This window comes from Amycolatopsis sp. cmx-11-32 (assembly GCF_047608695.1).
Taxonomy (GTDB): domain Bacteria; phylum Actinomycetota; class Actinomycetes; order Mycobacteriales; family Pseudonocardiaceae; genus Amycolatopsis.
The window spans coordinates 363,041-381,817 of record NZ_JADNQN010000005.1 but is presented as its reverse complement, the minus strand read 5'-3'; the positions used below and the strand labels follow the sequence as shown (position 1 = coordinate 381,817).

The window sequence follows — 18,777 nt, the reverse complement described above, 5'->3', positions numbered from 1 at the left end:
CTATTCGTAGGTGACGGTGACCTCGTCGGTCAGCGGCAGGGACTGGCACGCCAGCACGATGCCTTCGGCGATGTCGTCGCCGTCGAGGACCTCGTTGTTCAGCATCTTCACCTCACCGGAGGTGATCCGGCAAGCGCAGGCGCTGCACTGGCCAGCACGGCAGGAGAACGGCGCGTCAAAACCCTTCTCCAGTAACAGGTCCAGCAGTTTCGTCCGGCGCGGCCACTCGAATCTCCTGGTCTCGCCGTCGAGGGTGACCTCGACTCCCGCCGGGGTCTCGGCCTCTTCGACGACGACGGGCTCGGCCACCTCGAACGGATTCCCGCCGAGGGAAAGGAACCGTTCCAGGTGGATCCGCTCGCGGGGCAGGCCGAGGTCCTTGAGCGCCGAGCGCGCCGCGTCCATGAACGGCCCGGGACCGCAGATGAACGCCTCGTGCGCGGTGTACGGCGCGACCAAGGCGCGAAGGTGCGCCTCTGTCGGCAGTCCTTGCAGGCTTTCGAGCCAGTGCAAGACGATCATCCGGTCTTCGTGCCGAGCCGCGAGGCCCGCCAGTTCCCGCGCGAAGATCACCGATCGCTCGTCACGGTTCGCGTAGAGCAACACGACCTTGCCGCTTCCCTGTTCCAGGGCCGACTTCAGGATCGACATCACCGGCGTGATCCCGCTTCCGCCCGCGAGCAGCAGGAAGTCCTCGTCGAGTGACGCGGGGCTGAACACCCCGGCGGGCGGCAGGACCTGGACCTCCTGGCCTGCCTGGAGCTTGTCGCAGAGCCAGTTCGACCCGTAGCCGTCCGCGGTGCGTTTGACGGTGACCTGGACCCGGTTCTCGTGCGGCGCGCTGGAGAGCGAATAGCAGCGGGCCACCGACCCGGTCCGGTCGCTCGGCACGCGGACGGTGAGGAACTGTCCTGGGGTGTAAGCGAAACCGGCGACGTGCTCGGCCGGGATCTCGAAGACGATCGACGACGCGTCGGCCGTCTCGGTGATCACCTCGGCCACGGTCACGGTGACGGGACCACTCATTCGGGCACCTCCAGCGAGCCGTCCTTCACCGCGGCGTCGATGCTGTCGCTGAGGTTGCCGCAGGTGTCGAGCAACGCCGTCCGCGCTCCGGACGCCTTCTGTTCCGCGAACACCGGACAGCTCCGGGCCGCGTCGCTCGTCCACTGGACGCTGGTGTGCTGCACGCTGTTCTTCTTGACCAGCACACAGGTCCCGCACGAGCGGCAGCTCAACGGCTGGAGCCCGGCGGTGAGGAACTCGACGGTCTCGGGCTTCACACCCCGGCCTCTTCCGCCTGCTGCCGCGCCAGGTTCTCGGCCACCTCCGCCGCCCAGACCTCGTTGGCGCGGCTGGTGTCCACTTCGAACTCGAAGCGCCGCGTCATGTCCTCGGTGACGTCGGCCGCGTCCACATAGAACTGGTCGTACCAGCGGCGCAGCTGGTAGACCGGCCCGTCCTCCTCGCACAGCAACGGGTTGTCGATCCGTGTCTTGTTGCGCCAGATCTCCACGTCCTGCAGGAAGCCGACGCCGATACCCTTGGCGAACTTCCCGGCGATCTTGTCCGCGTGCTCGTCCGAGACGCCCTCGAACTTCTTCACGCTCACGCCCCACTGCAGCACGAACGAGTTCTCGGTGACCGGGTAGTGGCAGTTGATCAGCACGTTCTCGATCTCGAAACCCTGGTACGTGTTGAGCAGCGTGTTGATCATGTAGGACGGCCCGAAGTAGGACGCCTCCGACCGCAGCAGGTTCTCCTCGCCGCCGTAGTTGGACGCCATTCCCTTGTCCGGGCGGCCTTTCGTGTTGAGGTACTGCGTGGCGACATGTCCCTCGAACACGTTCTTGAAGTAGGTCGGGAAGGCGTAGTGGATGTAGAAGAAGTGTGCCATGTCGACCATGTTGTCGATGATCTCGCGGCAGTTGGAGCCCTCGATCAGCACCGAGTCCCACGTCCAGTTGCTCCACTCGCCGTTGAACACTCCCTCGATCCGCGGGATCACGACATCCTCGGGCGGCGGGTTGCCCTCCGGGTCGTGCCAGACGAACAGTTGCTTGTTCTCCTCCAGCACCTGCCACGTCTTCGTCCGTGCCCGCAGCGGAACCCTTTTCGCGTAGGGGATCGAGACGCATTTGCCGTTGCCGTTCCAGCGCCAGTCGTGGAACGGGCAGGCGATCTCGTCGCCTTTGACCTCGCCCTGGGTGAGGTCGCCGCCCATGTGGCGGCAGTACCCGTCGAGCACGTTCAGCTTGCCGGACGAATTGGCGAAGACCACCAGTTTCGTCCCGAACGCCGTGATGGCGTGCGGTTTCCCGTCCCGGAACGGCTCGGCGAGGCCGAGACAGTGCCAGCCGCGCGCGAATCGCGAAGGGGGTGCGCCCGCGTCGATCTGCCGTACGGATTCCGTCGTCATCGGCTGCCTCCCGGTTGACCGTGATCTTGCTGCGCGAGGTGCTCGGCGGCAAGATAGCCGAACACCATCGCCGGGCCGATCGTCGCGCCGGGGCCGGCGTAGGTGCGGCCCATCACCGCCGCGCTCGTGTTGCCCGCCGCGTAGAGTCCGTCGATCACCGACCCGTCCTCGCGCAGGACGCGCGCGTGCGGGTCGATCCTCAAACCGCCCTTGGTGCCCAGGTCACCGGGCACGATCTTCACCGCGTAGTACGGCGCGACGTCCAGCGGGCCCAGGCTCGGATTGGGCTTGTTCCGCGGATCGCCGTAGTAGTGGTCGTACGCGCTGCGCCCGCGGTGGAAGTCCTCGTCCACGCCGCTCTTCGCGAAGCCGTTGAACCGCCGCACGGTGGCCTCCAGCGCGTCGGCCGGGACCTCGATCCGCTCGGCGAGCTTCGCGAGCGTGCTCGCTTTGACCGCGATGCCCGCTTTGAACCAGCGGCCGGGCAGTGGCAGGCGCGGGCCGAGACCGGTGAACATGTACCGGTTGCGGTTGCGCTGGTCGAACACCAGCCAGGTCGGGAAGTTCTCGCCAGGCCCGTCGCCGTCGCCGTACATCGCGTGCACGGCCTCGACATAGGGCGCCGATTCGTTGACGAAGCGTTCGCCTCGGGCGTTGACCATCACACAACCCGGCCGCGACCGCTCGGCGAGCGCGAACCACGGGCCGCCGGTCAGCGGGATCGACGGGCCCCACCAGGCGTCGTCCATCAGGTCGGTGGCCGCGCCGAGTTTGAGCCCCGCGCCGATCGCGTCACCGGTGTTGGCTTCGGCGCCGACGGTCCACTCGGTGCCGATGGGCGCACGCTGGTACTTGACCCGCATCTCCTCGTTGCGTTCGAACCCGCCCGCGCCGAGGACGACGCCGAGCCGCGCGCGGATCAGCTTCTCCTCACCCTCATGACGGACCACGACGCCGACCACGCGATCGCCCTCGGCCTCGAGGTCCAGAAGCGGCGTGTTCAGCCAGATGGGGACATTCGCCCACCGCAGCCCCGCACGCAACCCGGCCGCAAGCGCTTGCCCCATGGAAAGCAGCCGCTGACGGCGAATCCGGCTGACCAGCCAGCGCCCACCGAGTCCGAGGACGCGGAGGATCCCGCGCGGATGCCGGGCGAGCAGGCTCAGCCACCGGTAGTCCGCCTGGGTGATCGGGGCGCCCAGCGGGGGAGGGCTGTAGGGCGGCTCCAGATTCGCCAGTTCCGGCCCGAGCACGTTGCCGTCGAGGGCGACCGGTTCGACCGACCGTCCGCCTGCCCGTCCGCCGGGCGCCTCCGGGTGGTAGTCCGAGTAACCGCGGACCCATCGGAAGCGCAACGGCGACTTGTCGCAGACGAACGACAGGACTTCCGGGCCGCGGTCGAGGAAGGCCGACCGGAGTTCGGCCGGGACGACGTCCCCGACGATCGACTGGAGGTATTCGCGAGCCCTCTCCGGGGGTTCTTCGATCCCGGCCGCGCGCAGGGCGTGGTTGCCGGGAATCCAGACTCCGCCGCCGGAGCGCGCGGTGGAGCCACCGAAGTGGGCGGCCTTCTCCACGACCAGGACCTCGAGTCCCCGGTGGGCTGCGGACAGCGCGGCGGTCATCCCGGCGGCACCACTGCCGACCACGATCACGTCGTAGTCCATACGCCCCTCACCTGAAACACGTTGTAGGAAGCATGTAGCAACATCCGTGCTGCTCCAGTCACCATAGACGAGAACGTGTTCTAGTTCTAGGGTGGGTGTCATGGACTCCCTCGTCGCGGATGTGGTGATCGTGGGCTTCGGGGCGGCCGGCGCCTGTGCGGCGATCGAAGCCGCCGACGCGGGCGCCCGCGTGCTGATCCTGGACCGGTTTTCCGGCGGTGGCGCGAGCGCTGTCAGTGGAGGTGTCGTCTACGCCGGTGGCGGGACGCCGCAGCAGCGGGACGCGGGCGTCGACGACAGCGTCGACGCGATGTACGACTACCTGCGCCTCGAGGTCGGCGACGTCGTCTCCGAGGAGACTCTGCGGCGGTTCTGCGCGGGCAGTACGGAGATGGTCTCCTGGCTCGAGGGCAACGGGGTCCCGTTCGAAGGCAGCCTGTGCCCGTACAAGACGTCCTATCCGAGCGACAAGCACTATCTGTACTACTCGGGCAGCGAGGCGGCGGGCGGCTTCCGCGACGCGGCCAAGCCGGCACCGCGCGGTCACCGGGTCAAAGGTCCGGGAACCTCGGGAAAACTGCTGATGAAGCGCCTGGCCGACGCCGTCCGGAGCCGCGGTGTCCAGGTATTGCCGCAGGCCGCCGCCCGGAAGCTGATCGTGGCCGCCGACGGCACCGTGACGGGTGTCGCCGTGTCCACCCTGCGGGACGCTCCCGCCCGCGTGCGGGCCGCGCATCGGAAGCTGGCCGCGTACGCCGCCAAGCCGGGGATCTACGTGCCGTCACTGCGGAAGTCGCTGCATCGGCGGGTGGACCGGATCGAACGCCGCTACGGGCGTGAGCTGCGAATTTCAGCCACACGCGGGGTCGTTCTCGCCGCGGGAGGGTTCATCGCGAACCGCGAGATGGTGCGCGAGCACGCGCCCGCGTATCGCGGCGGCCTGGCGCTGGGGACCTCGGCCGATGACGGGTCCGGGATCCGGATGGGGGCCGAGGCGGGCGGGGCCACGGCGGAACTGGGGCGGATCTCCGCCTGGCGCTTCATCACCCCGCCGCCGGCGTTCCTGGGCGGCCTGCTCGTCGGCAAGGCGGGCGGGCGGATCATCGACGAGTCCCGGTACGGCGCGGCCGTCGGCGAACGCATGATCACCGAGCACGAAGGGCGCGGCTGGCTGCTGGTCGACGACGCCATCGTGCGGGACGTACGGCGTGACGCGCGTAAGCAAAGCCAGTGGTTCCAAGCACTTCAGGTGCGCTACCTGCTGCGGCGACGAGTCGTCGCCGGTTCGCTCGAAGACGTCGCGCGCAAGGCCGGTGTGGAACCTGGCGGGCTCATCGCCAGTGTCGCGGCCTCGCGCTCCGGCGCCGACCCGACGGGCAAACCCGAGGAGTTCACGCGCCCGCTGGATCGGGCGCCGTACTCGCTGATCGACGTCTCGATCCGGCCCAACCTCGGCTATCCGTGTCCGATGCTGACGCTGGGTGGCCTGGTCGTCGATGAGGAGACCGGGTCGGTGCGGTCCGCCACCGGTGTCCCGATTCGCGGGCTGTACGCGGCGGGCCGGACCGCGGTGGGAATCTGTTCTAGGTCCTATGTGAGCGGCCTGTCGCTGGCTGACTGCATCTTTTCCGGCCGGCGTGCGGGAGCGCACAGTGCGCTCGATCGGGGATCGGTCGACAAAAACGAGAACGTGTTCTAGTCTTGCATCCGGTTCACGGAGTACGGCGAGAGGGAACGCATATGAGCGAGCACGCCGCGCAGGACGTGATCGCGGGAATCCGGGAGCTGCTGCCGGTCCTGCGGGAGCGGGCGCAGGAGGCGGAGGACGCCCGGCGCGTTCCCGAGGAGTCCGTCAAATCCCTGCAGGAGACCGGGTTCTTCAAGCTGCTGCAGCCGAAGACGTTCGGTGGCCTCGAAGCCGACCCGGTGAGCTTCTACACCGCGGTCAAACTCGTCGCGAGCGCGTGCGGGTCCACGGGCTGGGTCGCCTCCATCCTCGGCGTCCACCCGTGGCACCTCGGCCTGTTCGAGGCCCAGGCGCAGCAAGACGTCTGGGGTGACGACGCCGACGCCCGGATCTCCTCGTCGTACGCGCCGATGGGCAAGGCGGACGTCGTCGACGGCGGTTACCGGCTCAGCGGGCACTGGAGCTTCTCCTCGGGCTGCGATCACGCGACCTGGGTGCTGCTGGGCGGGCCGGTGTTCTCCGGCGGCAAACCTGTCGACTTCTGCACGTACCTGGTGCCGATCTCCGACTACACGATCGAAGACGTCTGGGACACCGTGGGCCTGCGCGGCACCGGGTCCAACGACATCGTCGTGAACGACGTCTTCGTCCCGAAGCACCGCGCGCTCAGCTTCATCGCGACTTCGAAGTGCAAGACGCCGGGCCAGGAGATCAACCCGGGACCGCTGTACAAACTCCCCTACGGTTCGGTGCATCCGAGCACGATCACCGCACCCATCATCGGGATGGCCCAAGGCGCCTACGACGCGCACGTCGAATATCAGGGCAAGCGGGTACGCGCGGCGTACGCGGGCGAACAGTCCAAAGAGGACCCGTTCGCCAAGGTGCGCATCGCCGAGGCGGCGAGTGAGATCGACGCGGCCTGGCTGCAGTTGACGCACAACATCGACGAGCTGTACCAGTTGGCGTGCAAGGGGGAGAAGCTCCCGTTCCCCACGCGGCTGCGGGTCCGGCGTGACCAGGTCCGTGGCACGGAACGCGCGATCTTCGCGATCGACAGGCTCTTCGAGAACTCCGGCGGCCGTGCCTTGAAAACTGGCACCCCCGTTCAACGGTTCTGGCGCGACGCCCACGCCGGCCGCGTGCACGCGGCGAACGACGCCGAGCGCGCCTACGTCATGTTCGGAACCGGTGCCTTCGGGTTGCCCGTCGAGAATGCGATGGTCTGATGACCGAAGGCAAATACGTCACCGTCCAAGGTGGACTCAAGCTGCACTATCACGAGACGGGCGGTGAACACCCGGAGACGGTCATCCTGCTGCACGGCGGTGGCCCCGGCGCGTCGGCGTGGCGCAACTTCGGCCGCAACCTGCCGGTGTTCGGCAAGAACTACCGCACACTGGCGATCGACCAGCCGGGGTTCGGCCGGTCGGGCAAACCGACCGAGCATCCGCAGTATTTCCGCCACAGCGCGGACGCCGTCACCGGGCTGATGGACGAACTCGGCATCGAGCGCGCCCACTTCGTCGGCAACTCGCTCGGGGGCGGGACGGCCGTGCGGCTCGCGTTGAACCACCCGAAGCGCGCGGGTCGTCTGGTGCTGATGGGCCCTGGTGGGCTGAGTGTGAACCTGTTCGCGCCCGATCCCACCGAGGGCATCAAGAACCTGGGCCGGTTCAGCGCTCCGCCGGGGCCGAGCCGGGAGAAGCTCGAAGCCTTCCTGCGGATCATGGTGCACGACCAGTCCTTGATCACCGAGGAACTGATCGACGACCGGTTCGCCGCCGCGAGCGCGCCGGAGTCCCTCGCCGCGATGAAGGCGATGGGCAAGTCGTTCGCCCGGCCCGACACCTACGAGGAGGGCATGCTCTGGCGCGAGGCGCATCGCCTGCGTCAGCGGGTGCTGCTCATCTGGGGCAGGGAAGACCGGGTCAACCCGCTCGACGGCGCCTTGTTCGCGCTCAAGCTGATCCCGCGTGCCCAGCTGCACGTGTTCGGCGGTTGCGGGCACTGGGCGCAACTGGAGAAGTTCGACGAGTTCAACCGGCTGGCACTCGACTTCCTGGGAGCCTCCTGATGGGTATCCGTTCGCTCGCCTACCTCCGCATCGAAGCGACCGACATGGCCGCGTGGCGCGAATACGGGCTGAAGGTCCTCGGCATGGTGGAGGGCTCCGGCACGAATCCGGAGGCGCTCTACCTGCGGATGGACGACTTCCCGGCGCGGCTGGTGATCTTCCCCGGAGAGCACGACAGGCTCGCGGTGGCGGGCTGGGAGGTCGCCACCGTCGGCGAACTCGACGAGATCCGGGCCAGTCTCGACGCGCATTCCGTGCCGTACAAAGAAGGAACGCCCGACCAGCTGGTTGATCGGCGGGTCGACGGCCTGGTGTCCTTCGAGGACCCGTCGGGCAACACACTCGAAGTCTTCCACGGTGTCGCGCTGCGGCACCGGCGCGTGGTGAGCCCGTACGGTCACAAGTTCGTGACCGGCGAACAAGGGCTTGGGCACGTCGTACTGTCCACACACGACGACGAAGCCTCTTTGCGGTTTTATCGCGACGTCCTCGGCTTCCGGCTGCGGGACTCGATGAAGCTGCCGCCACAGATGGTCGGCAGGCCCGCGGACGGCGCCCCGGCGTGGCTGAGGTTCTTCGGGTGCAACCCGCGTCACCACAGTCTCGCGTTCCTCCCGATGCCGACCCCGAGCGGCATCGTGCACCTCATGGTCGAAGTGGAGAGCACCGACGACGTCGGCCTCTGCCTCGATCGTGCCATCCGCCGGAAGGTGCCGATGTCGGCGACCCTCGGTCGGCACGTCAACGATCTGATGCTCTCGTTCTACATGAAGACCCCCGGCGGATTCGACGTCGAATACGGCTGCGAGGGAAGGCAAGTGGACGACGAGAGCTGGATCGCCCGAGAGAGTACGGCGGTTTCCCTGTGGGGACACGACTTTTCCGTCGGCGCCCGGCCGCCGGGTCAGTCGTGACCCGGGTGGCGGACGTCGGGGCGAGTATCGATTCGGCGCGCTTCCGGTCGGTGCTCGGGCACTTCTGCACCGGCGTCGCGGTGGTGACCGGCCACGACGGCCGGGCGCCGGTGGGGTTCGCGTGCCAGTCGTTCGCGGCGCTTTCCCTTGACCCGCCGCTGGTGTTGTTCTGCCCGGCCAAGACTTCACGGACGTGGGCGGTGCTCGCCGAATCCGGGCGGTTCGCCGTCAACATGCTCGCCGGGCACCAGCAGGACGTCAGCGCGGTGTTCGGCGCCCGCGGCGTGGACAAGTTCGCTTCGGTCGAATGGACCCCCGCACCGTCCGGCTCCCCGTTGCTGGCGGGGGCTTTGACGTGGATCGACTGCGAGCTCGAAACCGTGCACGAGGCGGGCGACCACTACGTCGTCGTCGGCAGGGTCACCGCGCTCGGCGAGCCGTCCGACGATCGGCCCCTGCTGTTCCACCGCGGGCGGTACACGGTGACCGAACCGGTGCCGGGCGAACTCGCGGCACTCATGCCGTGGCCACGTCCGGACGATTGGTTGTAACCGTAAAGACGAAGAATGTAAAACTGTCCATTCTTGTGAATTTCGCTTAGCGTTTTCAGTGGAAGCTCGCCAAGGGATGGGGACAGCTACATCGTCGTGCTCAAGGACGGCTCCGCCGCCGACAAGCCTTCGCTGGCGAGCAAGTTCGGCGGGACCATCGGACGGCAGTCTACGCAGGGCATCAGCGGTTTCTCGGTGGCGCTGGGCGAGCGGCAGGCCAAGCGCCTCGCGGCCGATCCTGCCGTCGCCTTCGTGGAGCAGAACAAGGTGCTGCGCGCCGAGGCGACGCAGGGATACGATTGTCGTCGACAATGACATGAACGCGGACGACGGTTACGGCCACGGCACGCATGTCGCGGCCACGATCGCCGGAACGAAATACGGTGTCGCCAAGAATGCTTCGCCGTACCCGGTGCGGTTCCTCGGTTCCGACGGCAGCGGCGCGACCGCGGGCGTCGACTGGATCACCCAGAACGCCAAGAAGCCCCCCGTGGCCAACGTGAGCCTCGGTGGTGGCGCGTCGCCCGCGCTGGGCACCGCGGTGCGGAACTCCACGAGGCCGGTGCCGCGGCGCTGTACCTGTCGTCGCACATCGGGGCCACCGCGGCCCAGGCGCTGATCAGCGCTTTGGCTCCGGGGCTGGCGACCAACCCCGGAGGCGGCAGCCCGAACCGCACGCTCTACGTCGGACAGGTTCCCCCGGGGTGGCTCGGTCCCGGCGTTGCGCCGGGACCGAGCTTTCCGTCCGCGTGGCCGAGGAGGACCGAGCAGGGGAACGCAAGGCCAACGGAGGCAAGGACAGCAGTTGGCCGAGTTCGGCGATCGCCCGGAGGAATTCCGGGCGTTCCGGTCCGCGTCTGCCGGATTGCCCATGGCTCAGCGTCATACACCGAAAGTAAGAAGCCGTGTCTGGAGTGTCAACGGCGTGCCGCGGGTGTCTCAGCCGGTGAACCCTCCGAAAGTCGGATCGGCTCACCGGCTTCGTGCAGGCTGCGCAACGCGAGCGCGTACGACTCCATGAGCCCCGTCTCGTGATACGGGACGCCGATTTCCGCGCAGTATCCTTGGACGATGGGCCGGGCGCGGCGAAGATGCGGCGACGGCATACTCGGGAACAGATGGTGCTCGATCTGGTAGTTGAGCCCGCCGAGCGCGACGTCGACGACCCTGCCGCCGCGGACGTTGCGTGACGTGAGCACCTGCTTGCGGAGGAAGTCGAGTTCGGTGTCCCCGGACAGGATCGGCATCCCCTTGTGGTTGGGCGCGAAGATCGATCCCATGTAGACACCCCACAGTGCTTTGTGGACGACGAAGAAGACGAGGGCCTTGCCGGGGGAGAGGACGGCGAGCAGCGCGCTGAAGTAGAGTACGAAATGGGTGAGCAGCAAGGCCGCCTCGAGTCCGCGCCGCCGGATGCCCGGCTTCGAGACCGCGCGGATGCCGGAGACGTGCAGGTTCAGGCCTTCGAGCGTGAGCAGCGGGAAGAACAGGAACGCCTGGTAGCGGCCGATGAACCGCGGAATTCCTTTGCTCGCCCGTGCCTGATCCTTCGACCACACCAGGATGTCCGGGTCGACGTCGGGGTCGAGACCCTCGTGATTCGGGTTCGCGTGGTGGCGGGTGTGCTTGTCCATCCACCAGCCGTAACTCATGCCGACGCCGAGGTTCCCCGCGATGCGGCCGGCGACCTCGCTCGGACGCCGGGTCCGGAACACCTGCCGGTGCGCGAGATCGTGCGACAGCAGGGCGATCTGGCCGAACAGCACCGCCTGGAAGACGGCTATCCCCAGCTGCCACCAGGAATCCCCGATCGCGAAGAAGGCGATCCAGCCGGAGACGAAGAGCGTGGCGACCAAGCCAACGCGGAAGACATAGTAGCCGGGACGGCGGTCGAGGAGGCCCGCTTCGCTGACGCGGCGGGACAGGCGGGCGAAATCGCTGCCTGTGCGGAGGTTTGCGGTCACCGTTGTGAGTCTAGTCGGGAGCGTCGTGGGGTGAATGCGGTGAGCAGGTGGGCCGGTGCGGGGGCTGACCCTACCTCCGGTGCTGACCGGAGCGGCCATGGGGGTCGAGGCGGCGTCGGAAAGTCGCGGATAGCCCAGAGGTACGCCGCTCGCGGGCACTTTTGAATATTTCTGCCCGGTCGAGTTCGATTACGTGCGGTCGAACGTCTGTTCGAGTATGATCATGGTTATGACCACTGCTCTTGCTTTCAATCCGAGGGCTGCTCGCTTTCTTGATGCCGCGTTCGATGAGGAGGTGTTGCTTCGTCGGGTGCAGGGGCGTCAGGTGCGTGCGTTGGCCGAGTTCGCTGGGGTGGGTGGTTCGCGCCACCGGACGAAGGACTCCGTCCGGTGACGGCACCAGCACGCCCCGAGCACGCATGGCGCGGAACGCGCTCACCAGACCATCGTGAGTGACAAGTCGCGCTTCAACCTGCCGCCCATCGTCGCCTGCTCGCGGCCTGCCGAGAACGCGCCTCGCGGCGTCCCACCATGCCTACGACCCCACCATGCCCTACGACCTCACCGCCGCCTCCCGAGCAGCGTCGAAAGGAGCCCGATCGAATACGATCCGCACTTTCACGATCTTCCCGTCCCGCACGGTCACCAACTCGGCCCCGGGCGCGCTCGCCACCGGCAGGGTCGCGGTGTCGTACATCAGCAGCGCGGTCGTTTCGTCCCCGAACGCCGAAAGCAGCGTCGAGCCGGTCAGGATCCGGGTGAACGGACCCATGAATCCGCGAAACGCCTCCGCGCCCGAAAGCCGCCCGGCGGGCGCGTGACACACGATGTCGTCGGCGATGTAGGTCATCGCCTTCTGGAAGTCCTTGCCGGTCCAGGCCCGGTGGTAGGAGAGCGCGACGTCCAAAGCTGGGCTGGTCATGACGGTTCCTTTCTTCAGCGGTCACCACGTCAGACACCGCCCCCGCCCGAAGTGGAACGGTGCACCGCGAAAAAGGTCGTGACAAGATCGCACACGTGAGGACAACGGACGAGCAAGGGTTTCGCGAGCTCACCGACACCTACCGTCACGAGTTGCACCTGCACTGTTACCGCATCCTCGGCTCCCTCACCGACGCCGAGGACGCTGTCCAGGAAACCCTGCTCGCCGCCTGGCGTGGCCTCGACGCCTTCGAGGGTCGCTCGTCGCTACGTACCTGGCTGTACCGCATCGCCACCAACCGTTGCCTCAACGTCCTGCGCGACGCGGGCCGCCGCCGTCCACCCGAGCCGGCGCCCCCGTTCGACCCGCCGGAACCCAGCCGTCGCGGTGAGGTGACCTGGCTACAGCCGTATCCGGACGAGCTCATCGAGGACCGAAAACCCGGCCCCGAAGCGCGCCACAGCACCCGAGAGGCAGTCGAGCTCGCGTTCATCACCGGCCTCCAGCTCCTCCCGCCCAGGCAAGCCGCCACCCTTGTCCTGCGAGACGTCCTGTGCTTTCCTGCCAATGAGGTCGCGAGCATGCTCGGCACCACCGAGACCGCGATCAAGGGCATGCTCCAACGCGCCCGCGCGTCGCTCGACAAGCACCGAGCCCGCGCCGCGCACCGTCCGTCACCGCAGGAGCGCGCGCTGACCAGGCGGTTCGCCGACGCGTTCACCGCGGGCGACCTCGACGGCGTCCTCCGCCTGCTCACCGACGACGCGTGGCTCGCCATGCCGCCGGCGCCACACGAGTACCACGGCCTCGAAGCGATCGCCGGTTTCCTCCGCGTGACCATGGCCGTGCCGGTCCCGCAGGGCTTCACCATGACGCCGACCCGGGCCAACAACCAGCCTGCCCTCCACTGCCGCCATGGCGAGGCGTCGGCGGGGCTGATGGTGCTCACCCTCGACGGCGATCGGATCCGTGCCGTCACCCGGTTCCTGGCTCGGAAGTAGCTCGCCAAACGGTCGCAGAGCACGTCGATGTCCACCACGGGCTGTCCATCACCCGATCTCCTCGGGTGTTCCCCGGTGCCGCGCGAACACGTGCTGATGGAAATGCGCGACGACCAGGTCGTCGCCCAGACGACCGGCCCACCAGCGGGTCTTCGCCGCGGTGCTTGGCGCGGATCGCACAGTCCACCGGATCACGATAACGGCGGGCGCACCCGCCCCAGGTGATCGCCGGGCGAGCCGAAAAGGTGCGCCGCGCCGTGCGCCCGCTCGAAGTAGCGGTGCGCCGGATGCTCCCAGGTGATCGCGATCCCGCCGTGCAGCTGGATCATCTCACCCGCCACCGTCGCCAGCGCCTCGGAGCAGTACACCTTCGCCACCGCGGTCAGCCTGCTCGACTCCGGCGCCGCGTAGGCCGCCGAACGTGCGGTCTCCACCAGGACGTGGAGATCGGCCATCCGGTGCTTCACCGCCTGGAACCCGCCGATCGGCCTGCCGAACTGGTGCCGCTGCTTGCTGTACTCCACCGTCAGCTCGAACGCGCGTGCCGCCGCCCCGGCCTGCTCGGCGGCGAGCACTGCGCACGCGACGTCCCGCAGCGCGCCGAGGTCGACCGGGCCGATCAGCCGGGCGGGCGTACCGTCGAACGTGACGTGAGCCAGCCGCCGGGACTCGTCCATCGCCGGAGTCCGTACCCCGAGAACACCCGCGACCTCGTACAGCGAGTCCCCGGCGAGCACCAGCAGAATCTCGGCGTCGTCGCCGTGGAGGACATAGTGTGCCTCACCCGCCACGGCGGACTCGACGACGCGGCAGGCAGGAGCGCCCCATCGGCCATCGGCATCGGCCCAGGCCACCGCGCCGACGGCACCTTCGGCGAGCCGGGGGAGCAGACGCTCGCAGGCCTCGTCGTTGCCGGTGGCCAGAATCGCGTGCACGGCGAGCACGGCCGAACCGAGGAACGGAACGTCGGCGAGGACCCGCCCCAGTTCCTCCGCGACGACCTGCAGTTCCGCCATTCCGGCACCGAGACCGCCGAACCGTTCGGGAACGGCCAACGCCGCCACGCCGATCTGCTCGCACAGTTCCGGCCAGGGATCCGCTTCCCGGTCCAGCAGTTTCCGGACGCTGTCCCGCAGCGCGTCCAGCTCGGCGGTGAACGTCATGACAGCACCCGCTCCCGGTGAAACCGCGGCGTTCCCCAGGCGCCGACGAGCGCGCGGACCCTGGTCAGCCGCAGGCCTAGCGCGTGTTCCGCGGTGTAGCCGATCGCGCCGTGAACCTGCAGCCCCGTCCGGGCGGCGAGGTGCGCGGCGTCGCCGCACGCCACCTTGGCCGCGGAGATGTCGCGCCGGTCCAGGGTGACGGCCGCGCCGAACAGCAGCGGTTCGGCCAACGCGAGTCCGGTCGCGACGTCGGCGAGCAGGTGTTTGACCGCCTGATACCCGCCGATCTCCCGCCCGTACTGCTTGCGTTGCGCGGCGTACGCGACGGACGTGTCGAGCAGCCACCGCCCCGCGCCGAGGAGGTGCGCGGCCGTGGCGAGGCAACCCAGTTCGAACGCGCGGTCCGCGTCGAGCGCGGCGCCGAGGTCGTCGCCCGCCACCGGCGGGAACAGCCGCCGCGAACTGTCTACAGAGGACAACAGAGGGCCGGGGGTGAACGCGCGCAGCCTGCCGTTCTCGACCGCGAGACGCGCGTCGGCGACGTCGGCATCCAAGGCGTACGGCACATGCGGCGCGAACGCCACCGATGCCAGCGTCTCCCCGGACGCGACCGACGTCAGCAGTTCGTCGTCCAGCAACGACGGCAGCACGGCCACGGTGTCGGTCCACGGCCCGGGAACGCAGTGGTACCCCAGCCGTTCGAAGCCGACGGCCAGATCGACCGGGGTGGCGCCGAGCCCGTCGTACCCTTCGGGGACCGCCAGCGCGGTCACCCCGAGCTCCGCGAGCCGTCGCCAGATCTTGAGGCCAGGGCCGGGATCGCCCGTCGCCCAGGACCGGTTGGCCGATTCGGTGTCCAAACCGCACAGAAGATCGTGCAGGCTGCGGGAGAATCGCTCCTGCTCACCGGACAGCGCGAACCTCATCGGGCCCCCTTCGGCAGGCCGAGTAGCCGTTCGGCGACGATGGACCGCTGGATCTGGTCGGTCCCGCCGTAGATCGGGCCCGCCAGGGAGAACAGCCAGCCGTCGCTCCACGGGCCGCGCAGTTCGGCGTCCGGGCCGAGGACGTCGAGCGCGGTTTCGTGGAGGGCGACGTCGAGGTGGGACCAGAACAGCTTGTTGACACTTGATTCCGGCCCCAGCGCGGCGCCTTCCGCAAGACGGGTGACCGTGCCGAGGGTGTACAGCTGGTAGGCCCGCGCGCCGATCCACGCGTCGGCGACCCTGTCGGCCGTGTGGGCGGGACGGCCGGCGCCGGTCCACAGTGAGACCAGCCTGTCGGCCGCGGCGAGGAACCGGCCGGGGCTGCGCAAGGACAGCCCGCGTTCGTTGTTCGCCGTCGTCATCGCGACCCGCCAGCCCTCGCCCGGCGTGCCGATCACGTCCTCGTCGGGGACGAAGACGTCGTCGAAGAAGATCTCCGCGAACCCCGGTTCACCGTCCAGTTGGGGGATCGGCCGGACGGTGACCCCGTCGGCCCGCAGATCCACCATCAGATAGGTGAGGCCCCTGTGCCGTATCGAATCCGGATCGCCGCGGAAGAGACCGAAAGCCCGGTCGGCGAACGTCGCCCGTGAACTCCAGGTCTTCTGCCCGCTGACCCGCCATCCGCCGTCGCAGCGGGTCGCGGTGCTCCGGAGCGCGGCGATATCGCTGCCCGCCTCGGGTTCCGACCACGCCTGCGCCCAGACTTCCTCGGAGCGTGCCATCTTCGGCAGGATTCGACTCCGCTGTTCTTCCGTGCCATGGGAGAACAGTGTGGGCGCGAGCATGAAGACGCCGTTCTGGTTGACCCGGGGCGGCGCGCCGGCCGCGTAGTACTCCTCCTCGAACAGCACCCACTCCAAGAGGCTCGCGTCCCGCCCGCCGTACTCACGTGGCCACGAGACCACCGACCACCGGGCGTCGGCCAGTCTCGCTTCCCATTCCCGGTGTTGCGCGAATCCCTCGGCGGTGTCGAACGACTTCAGCGGCTCGGCGGGAACATTGGTGTTCAGCCAGGAGCGTGCTTCGTCACGGAAAGCGAGTATCTGCGGGTCCAGGTCGAGGTTCATCACGAACTCGCGTCCCGCATCGAGCGCGCGTCCTGCCCGCCAAGGGAATCCCCGCCGGACATCTCGGCGTTGTGCGCGTGCGCGAAGTGGTGCAGGCCGAACACGGAGTCTATTCCGGACCGCAGGCCCATCAGATCCTCGGCCTGGTTGACGGCCTTCTTGGCGAGCGCGAGACCCAGCCGCGGCATCACCGCGATCTTCTCCGCCAGCGCCATCGTCTCGGTTTCGAGGTCGGCGCGGGGAACGACCCGGTTCAGCATGCCCCATTCCTTGGCCTGCTGTGCCGTGAACCGTTCGCCGGTGAACAGCACCTCCTTGGCCGCACGCGGACCGAGGACCCAGGGATGCGCGAAATACTCGACGCCGGGAATCCCCATGCGCACCACGGGATCGGCGAAGAACGCGTCATCGGAGGCGACAATCATGTCGCACACCCACGCCAGCATGAGCGCGCCCGCGACGCACGCGCCCTGCACACTCGCGATGGTCGGCTTCGGGATTTCGCGCCACCGACGGCACATGCCGAGGTAGACCTCCGACTCGCGGGCGAACCGCTGGTCACCGCCCTCGGCACCGACATGGTCCCACCACAGGACCGCCTTGCGCTCGAAGGAGACGTCCATGTCGCGTTCCGGGGTCCCGATGTCGTGCCCGGCGGAGAAGTGCCTACCCGCCCCGGCCAGCACGATCACCTTGACCTCGGGTTCGTCGACAGCGCGGGTGAACGCGGCATCGAGCGCGTAGGTCATCGCCGAGTTCTGCGCGTTCCGGTACTCCGGCCGGTTCATCGTGACGACGGCCACCGGCCCGCGTCGCTCGTACTCGACGGTCATCCGTTCTCCTTCCGCAACACGCGTTTGAGCACCTTCCCCGACAGATTGCGTGGAAGTTCCGCCACGAAATCGACGAATCGAGGAATCTTGTAGTTGGCCAATTCGCCCTCGCAGTGCGCGATGACGTCCTCTGTGGACAATGCGCTTCCAGTGCGCGGGATGACGAACACCTTGCCGACCTCGCCGAGCCGCTGATCCGGCACGCCGACGACGGCGGACTCCGCGACGCCGTCCAGCCTGCTGAGCACCTGTTCGATCTCGGCCGGGTACACATTGAACCCGCCGCAGACGTACATGTCCTTGATCCGGTCGACGATCTTCAGATATCCGCGTTCGTTCAGCACGCCGACATCGCCGGTGTGCAGCCAGCCGTCCGTGTCGACGGCCTTCGCGGTGGCGTCCGGATCGTCGAGATAGCCGAGCATGACGTTGGGCCCGCGCAACAGGACTTCGTCGTGCTCACCGAGTTTCACCTCGAACCCCGCCGTCGCGCGGCCGGTGTAGTTCGCGACCAGCTTCGCGTCATCGCCGGGACGGGACATCGTCGCGACCACGGCTTCGGTGAGTCCGTACGCGGTGAGTACGGTGTCGAAGCTCAGTTCGGTCTGCATCCGCTCGACGAGCGCGACCGGCACGGTGGCGGCCCCGGTGACGGCGAGCCTCAGGCTGGAGAGATCGTGGTTCGCGCGTTCGGGCGCGTCGAGCAGCACCTGGTGGATCGTCGGCGCGCCGGGCAGCACCGTGACGTGCTCGGTTTCGATGAGCCGCAGGGTTTCCCGGACGTCGAAGGTGCGCTGCGGCAGCATCGTGGCCCCGCGCAGCACGGCTGCGACGATTCCCGCCTTGTAGCCGAAGCTGTGGAAGAACGGGTTGATCACCAGGTAGCGGTCCTGCTCGGTCAGGCCACCGCAGTCCGCCCAGGCCCCGGCGACGCTCAGCGCCTGCCGGTGGCTGCTCATCGCGCCCTTGCCGCGGCCGGTGGTCCCGGAGGTGAACAGGATGTCGCTGACGCCGTCCGGTTCCGCGGGACTGACGAAATCGCTGTCGAGACCGGTGAGCGCGTCCCATTCCGTGACACCGAAGATCGGTTCTTCGACGCCTTCGACGGGGATGCGCAACACGGTGCCGGGGCGAGCGGAGCCGAGGTCCGCCAGACGGTCCGTGCCGAGGAACGTGCCGGTGATCACCAGCGCGGAAACCCGTGCGCGCTCAAGGATGTCGATGGTCTCGCGGGCGGTGAAGCGAGTGTTGACCGGGACGAGCGTCGCCCCGGCGTACAGCGCGCCGAGCCCGGCGACGACCCAGTGCCAGGTGTTGGGGGAGCAGATCGCGACCCGTTCGTGGCCCTCGAAGAACCGAGCCGCCTGCCGCACCCGCCGCGCCAGTTCGGCATAGCTGAGCCGGACTTCGCCGTCGACGAGTGCTTCTCGTCCGGCGAAGTGTTCCGCGGCCCGGTCGAGCGCCGCCGGGATGGTTCCTTCAGTCATCGAAGTCTCCCTAGCAAGTGCTTGGTAGGGTAGCCT

The 18,777-nt window shown here is 68.3% G+C and carries 21 protein-coding genes; 9 read left to right on the top strand and 12 right to left on the bottom strand.

Features of this window, described 5'->3' with window-relative positions; genetic code table 11:
• The 4 genes from ACM6LR_RS17985 to kstD are packed head-to-tail and all read right to left on the bottom strand — an operon-like array spanning position 1 to position 4,086.
• The gene (locus ACM6LR_RS17985) at positions 1–1,026 is read right to left on the bottom strand and encodes a 2Fe-2S iron-sulfur cluster-binding protein (protein WP_414937430.1); all 1,026 of its coding nucleotides are present in this window, start codon (positions 1,024–1,026) and stop codon (positions 1–3) included.
• Positions 1,023–1,283 carry a hypothetical protein gene (locus ACM6LR_RS17980; protein WP_414937431.1) on the bottom strand — a complete coding sequence of 87 codons (261 nt, stop codon included), beginning with the start codon at positions 1,281–1,283 and terminating at the stop codon, positions 1,023–1,025. Before ACM6LR_RS17980 ends, ACM6LR_RS17985 begins: the two co-directional genes overlap by 4 nt.
• Positions 1,280–2,419 carry a Rieske 2Fe-2S domain-containing protein gene (locus tag ACM6LR_RS17975; protein WP_414937432.1) on the bottom strand — a complete coding sequence of 380 codons (1,140 nt, stop codon included), beginning with the start codon at positions 2,417–2,419 and terminating at the stop codon, positions 1,280–1,282. The genes ACM6LR_RS17980 and ACM6LR_RS17975 overlap by 4 nt, the downstream gene beginning before the upstream one ends.
• Entirely contained in the window at positions 2,416–4,086 is a 1,671-nt protein-coding gene (kstD, locus tag ACM6LR_RS17970; RefSeq protein ID WP_414944145.1) for a 3-oxosteroid 1-dehydrogenase, read from the bottom strand. The genes ACM6LR_RS17975 and kstD overlap by 4 nt, the downstream gene beginning before the upstream one ends.
• A gap of 100 nt (positions 4,087–4,186) precedes the next feature.
• Between kstD and ACM6LR_RS17965 the strand changes: the two genes are divergently transcribed.
• The 7 genes from ACM6LR_RS17965 to ACM6LR_RS17935 all read left to right on the top strand — a co-directional run bounded on the left by ACM6LR_RS17965 (position 4,187) and on the right by ACM6LR_RS17935 (position 9,934).
• Positions 4,187–5,785, top strand: coding sequence for an FAD-binding protein (locus ACM6LR_RS17965; RefSeq protein WP_414944144.1), 1,599 nt, complete (start codon positions 4,187–4,189; stop codon positions 5,783–5,785).
• Positions 5,786–5,826: 41 nt separating this feature from the next.
• Entirely contained in the window at positions 5,827–7,002 is a 1,176-nt protein-coding gene (gene hsaA / locus ACM6LR_RS17960) for a 3-hydroxy-9,10-secoandrosta-1,3,5(10)-triene-9,17-dione monooxygenase oxygenase subunit (protein ID WP_414937435.1), read from the top strand.
• Positions 7,002–7,850, top strand: coding sequence for a 4,5:9,10-diseco-3-hydroxy-5,9,17-trioxoandrosta-1(10),2-diene-4-oate hydrolase (hsaD, locus tag ACM6LR_RS17955; RefSeq protein WP_414937436.1), 849 nt, complete (start codon positions 7,002–7,004; stop codon positions 7,848–7,850). The genes hsaA and hsaD overlap by 1 nt, the downstream gene beginning before the upstream one ends.
• On the top strand, positions 7,850–8,764 hold the full coding sequence (gene hsaC, locus ACM6LR_RS17950) for an iron-dependent extradiol dioxygenase HsaC (RefSeq protein ID WP_414937437.1): 915 nt from the start codon (positions 7,850–7,852) through the stop codon (positions 8,762–8,764). Before hsaD ends, hsaC begins: the two co-directional genes overlap by 1 nt.
• Complete coding sequence (hsaB, locus tag ACM6LR_RS17945; protein ID WP_414937438.1) at positions 8,761–9,315, top strand: 3-hydroxy-9,10-secoandrosta-1,3,5(10)-triene-9,17-dione monooxygenase reductase subunit; 555 nt, start codon at positions 8,761–8,763, stop codon at positions 9,313–9,315. The genes hsaC and hsaB overlap by 4 nt, the downstream gene beginning before the upstream one ends.
• A gap of 96 nt (positions 9,316–9,411) precedes the next feature.
• Positions 9,412–9,630, top strand: coding sequence for a protease inhibitor I9 family protein (locus tag ACM6LR_RS17940; RefSeq protein ID WP_414937439.1), 219 nt, complete (start codon positions 9,412–9,414; stop codon positions 9,628–9,630).
• A gap of 1 nt (position 9,631) precedes the next feature.
• Entirely contained in the window at positions 9,632–9,934 is a 303-nt protein-coding gene (locus tag ACM6LR_RS17935) for a S8 family serine peptidase (RefSeq protein ID WP_414944143.1), read from the top strand.
• Positions 9,935–10,232: 298 nt separating this feature from the next.
• Here ACM6LR_RS17935 and ACM6LR_RS17930 read toward each other — a convergent pair whose 3' ends face one another.
• Positions 10,233–11,279: a fatty acid desaturase family protein gene (locus tag ACM6LR_RS17930; RefSeq protein ID WP_414937441.1), complete on the bottom strand. Its 1,047-nt coding sequence runs from the start codon at positions 11,277–11,279 to the stop codon at positions 10,233–10,235.
• Between the two features lie 229 nt (positions 11,280–11,508).
• Between ACM6LR_RS17930 and ACM6LR_RS17925 the strand changes: the two genes are divergently transcribed.
• Positions 11,509–11,673, top strand: coding sequence for a hypothetical protein (locus tag ACM6LR_RS17925; RefSeq protein ID WP_414944142.1), 165 nt, complete (start codon positions 11,509–11,511; stop codon positions 11,671–11,673).
• A 159-nt stretch (positions 11,674–11,832) separates the two neighbouring features.
• On the opposite strand, the gene ACM6LR_RS17920 is transcribed toward ACM6LR_RS17925, so the two are convergent.
• Entirely contained in the window at positions 11,833–12,201 is a 369-nt protein-coding gene (locus tag ACM6LR_RS17920) for a nuclear transport factor 2 family protein (RefSeq protein ID WP_414944141.1), read from the bottom strand.
• A gap of 59 nt (positions 12,202–12,260) precedes the next feature.
• Here ACM6LR_RS17920 and ACM6LR_RS17915 point away from each other — a divergent pair, with 59 nt between their 5' ends.
• A complete protein-coding gene (locus tag ACM6LR_RS17915) occupies positions 12,261–13,202 on the top strand; it encodes an RNA polymerase subunit sigma-70 (RefSeq protein ID WP_414944140.1) in 942 nt (313 codons plus the stop codon).
• Between the two features lie 48 nt (positions 13,203–13,250).
• Here ACM6LR_RS17915 and ACM6LR_RS17910 read toward each other — a convergent pair whose 3' ends face one another.
• Genes ACM6LR_RS17910 through ACM6LR_RS17885 form a run of 6 tightly spaced genes read right to left on the bottom strand, consistent with a single transcriptional unit; the run spans position 13,251 to position 18,741 of the window.
• Positions 13,251–13,382: a hypothetical protein gene (locus tag ACM6LR_RS17910; protein WP_414937444.1), complete on the bottom strand. Its 132-nt coding sequence runs from the start codon at positions 13,380–13,382 to the stop codon at positions 13,251–13,253.
• An 11-nt stretch (positions 13,383–13,393) separates the two neighbouring features.
• On the bottom strand, positions 13,394–14,365 hold the full coding sequence (locus tag ACM6LR_RS17905) for an acyl-CoA dehydrogenase family protein (protein WP_414944139.1): 972 nt from the start codon (positions 14,363–14,365) through the stop codon (positions 13,394–13,396).
• Positions 14,362–15,291 carry an acyl-CoA dehydrogenase family protein gene (locus ACM6LR_RS17900; protein ID WP_414937446.1) on the bottom strand — a complete coding sequence of 310 codons (930 nt, stop codon included), beginning with the start codon at positions 15,289–15,291 and terminating at the stop codon, positions 14,362–14,364. The genes ACM6LR_RS17905 and ACM6LR_RS17900 overlap by 4 nt, the downstream gene beginning before the upstream one ends.
• On the bottom strand, positions 15,288–16,421 hold the full coding sequence (locus tag ACM6LR_RS17895; RefSeq protein WP_414937447.1) for an acyl-CoA dehydrogenase family protein: 1,134 nt from the start codon (positions 16,419–16,421) through the stop codon (positions 15,288–15,290). The genes ACM6LR_RS17900 and ACM6LR_RS17895 overlap by 4 nt, the downstream gene beginning before the upstream one ends.
• The gene (locus ACM6LR_RS17890; RefSeq protein WP_414944138.1) at positions 16,421–17,254 is read right to left on the bottom strand and encodes an enoyl-CoA hydratase; all 834 of its coding nucleotides are present in this window, start codon (positions 17,252–17,254) and stop codon (positions 16,421–16,423) included. Before ACM6LR_RS17890 ends, ACM6LR_RS17895 begins: the two co-directional genes overlap by 1 nt.
• A complete protein-coding gene (locus ACM6LR_RS17885; RefSeq protein ID WP_414944137.1) occupies positions 17,251–18,741 on the bottom strand; it encodes a FadD3 family acyl-CoA ligase in 1,491 nt (496 codons plus the stop codon). The genes ACM6LR_RS17890 and ACM6LR_RS17885 overlap by 4 nt, the downstream gene beginning before the upstream one ends.
• Positions 18,742–18,777 lie beyond the last annotated feature (36 nt).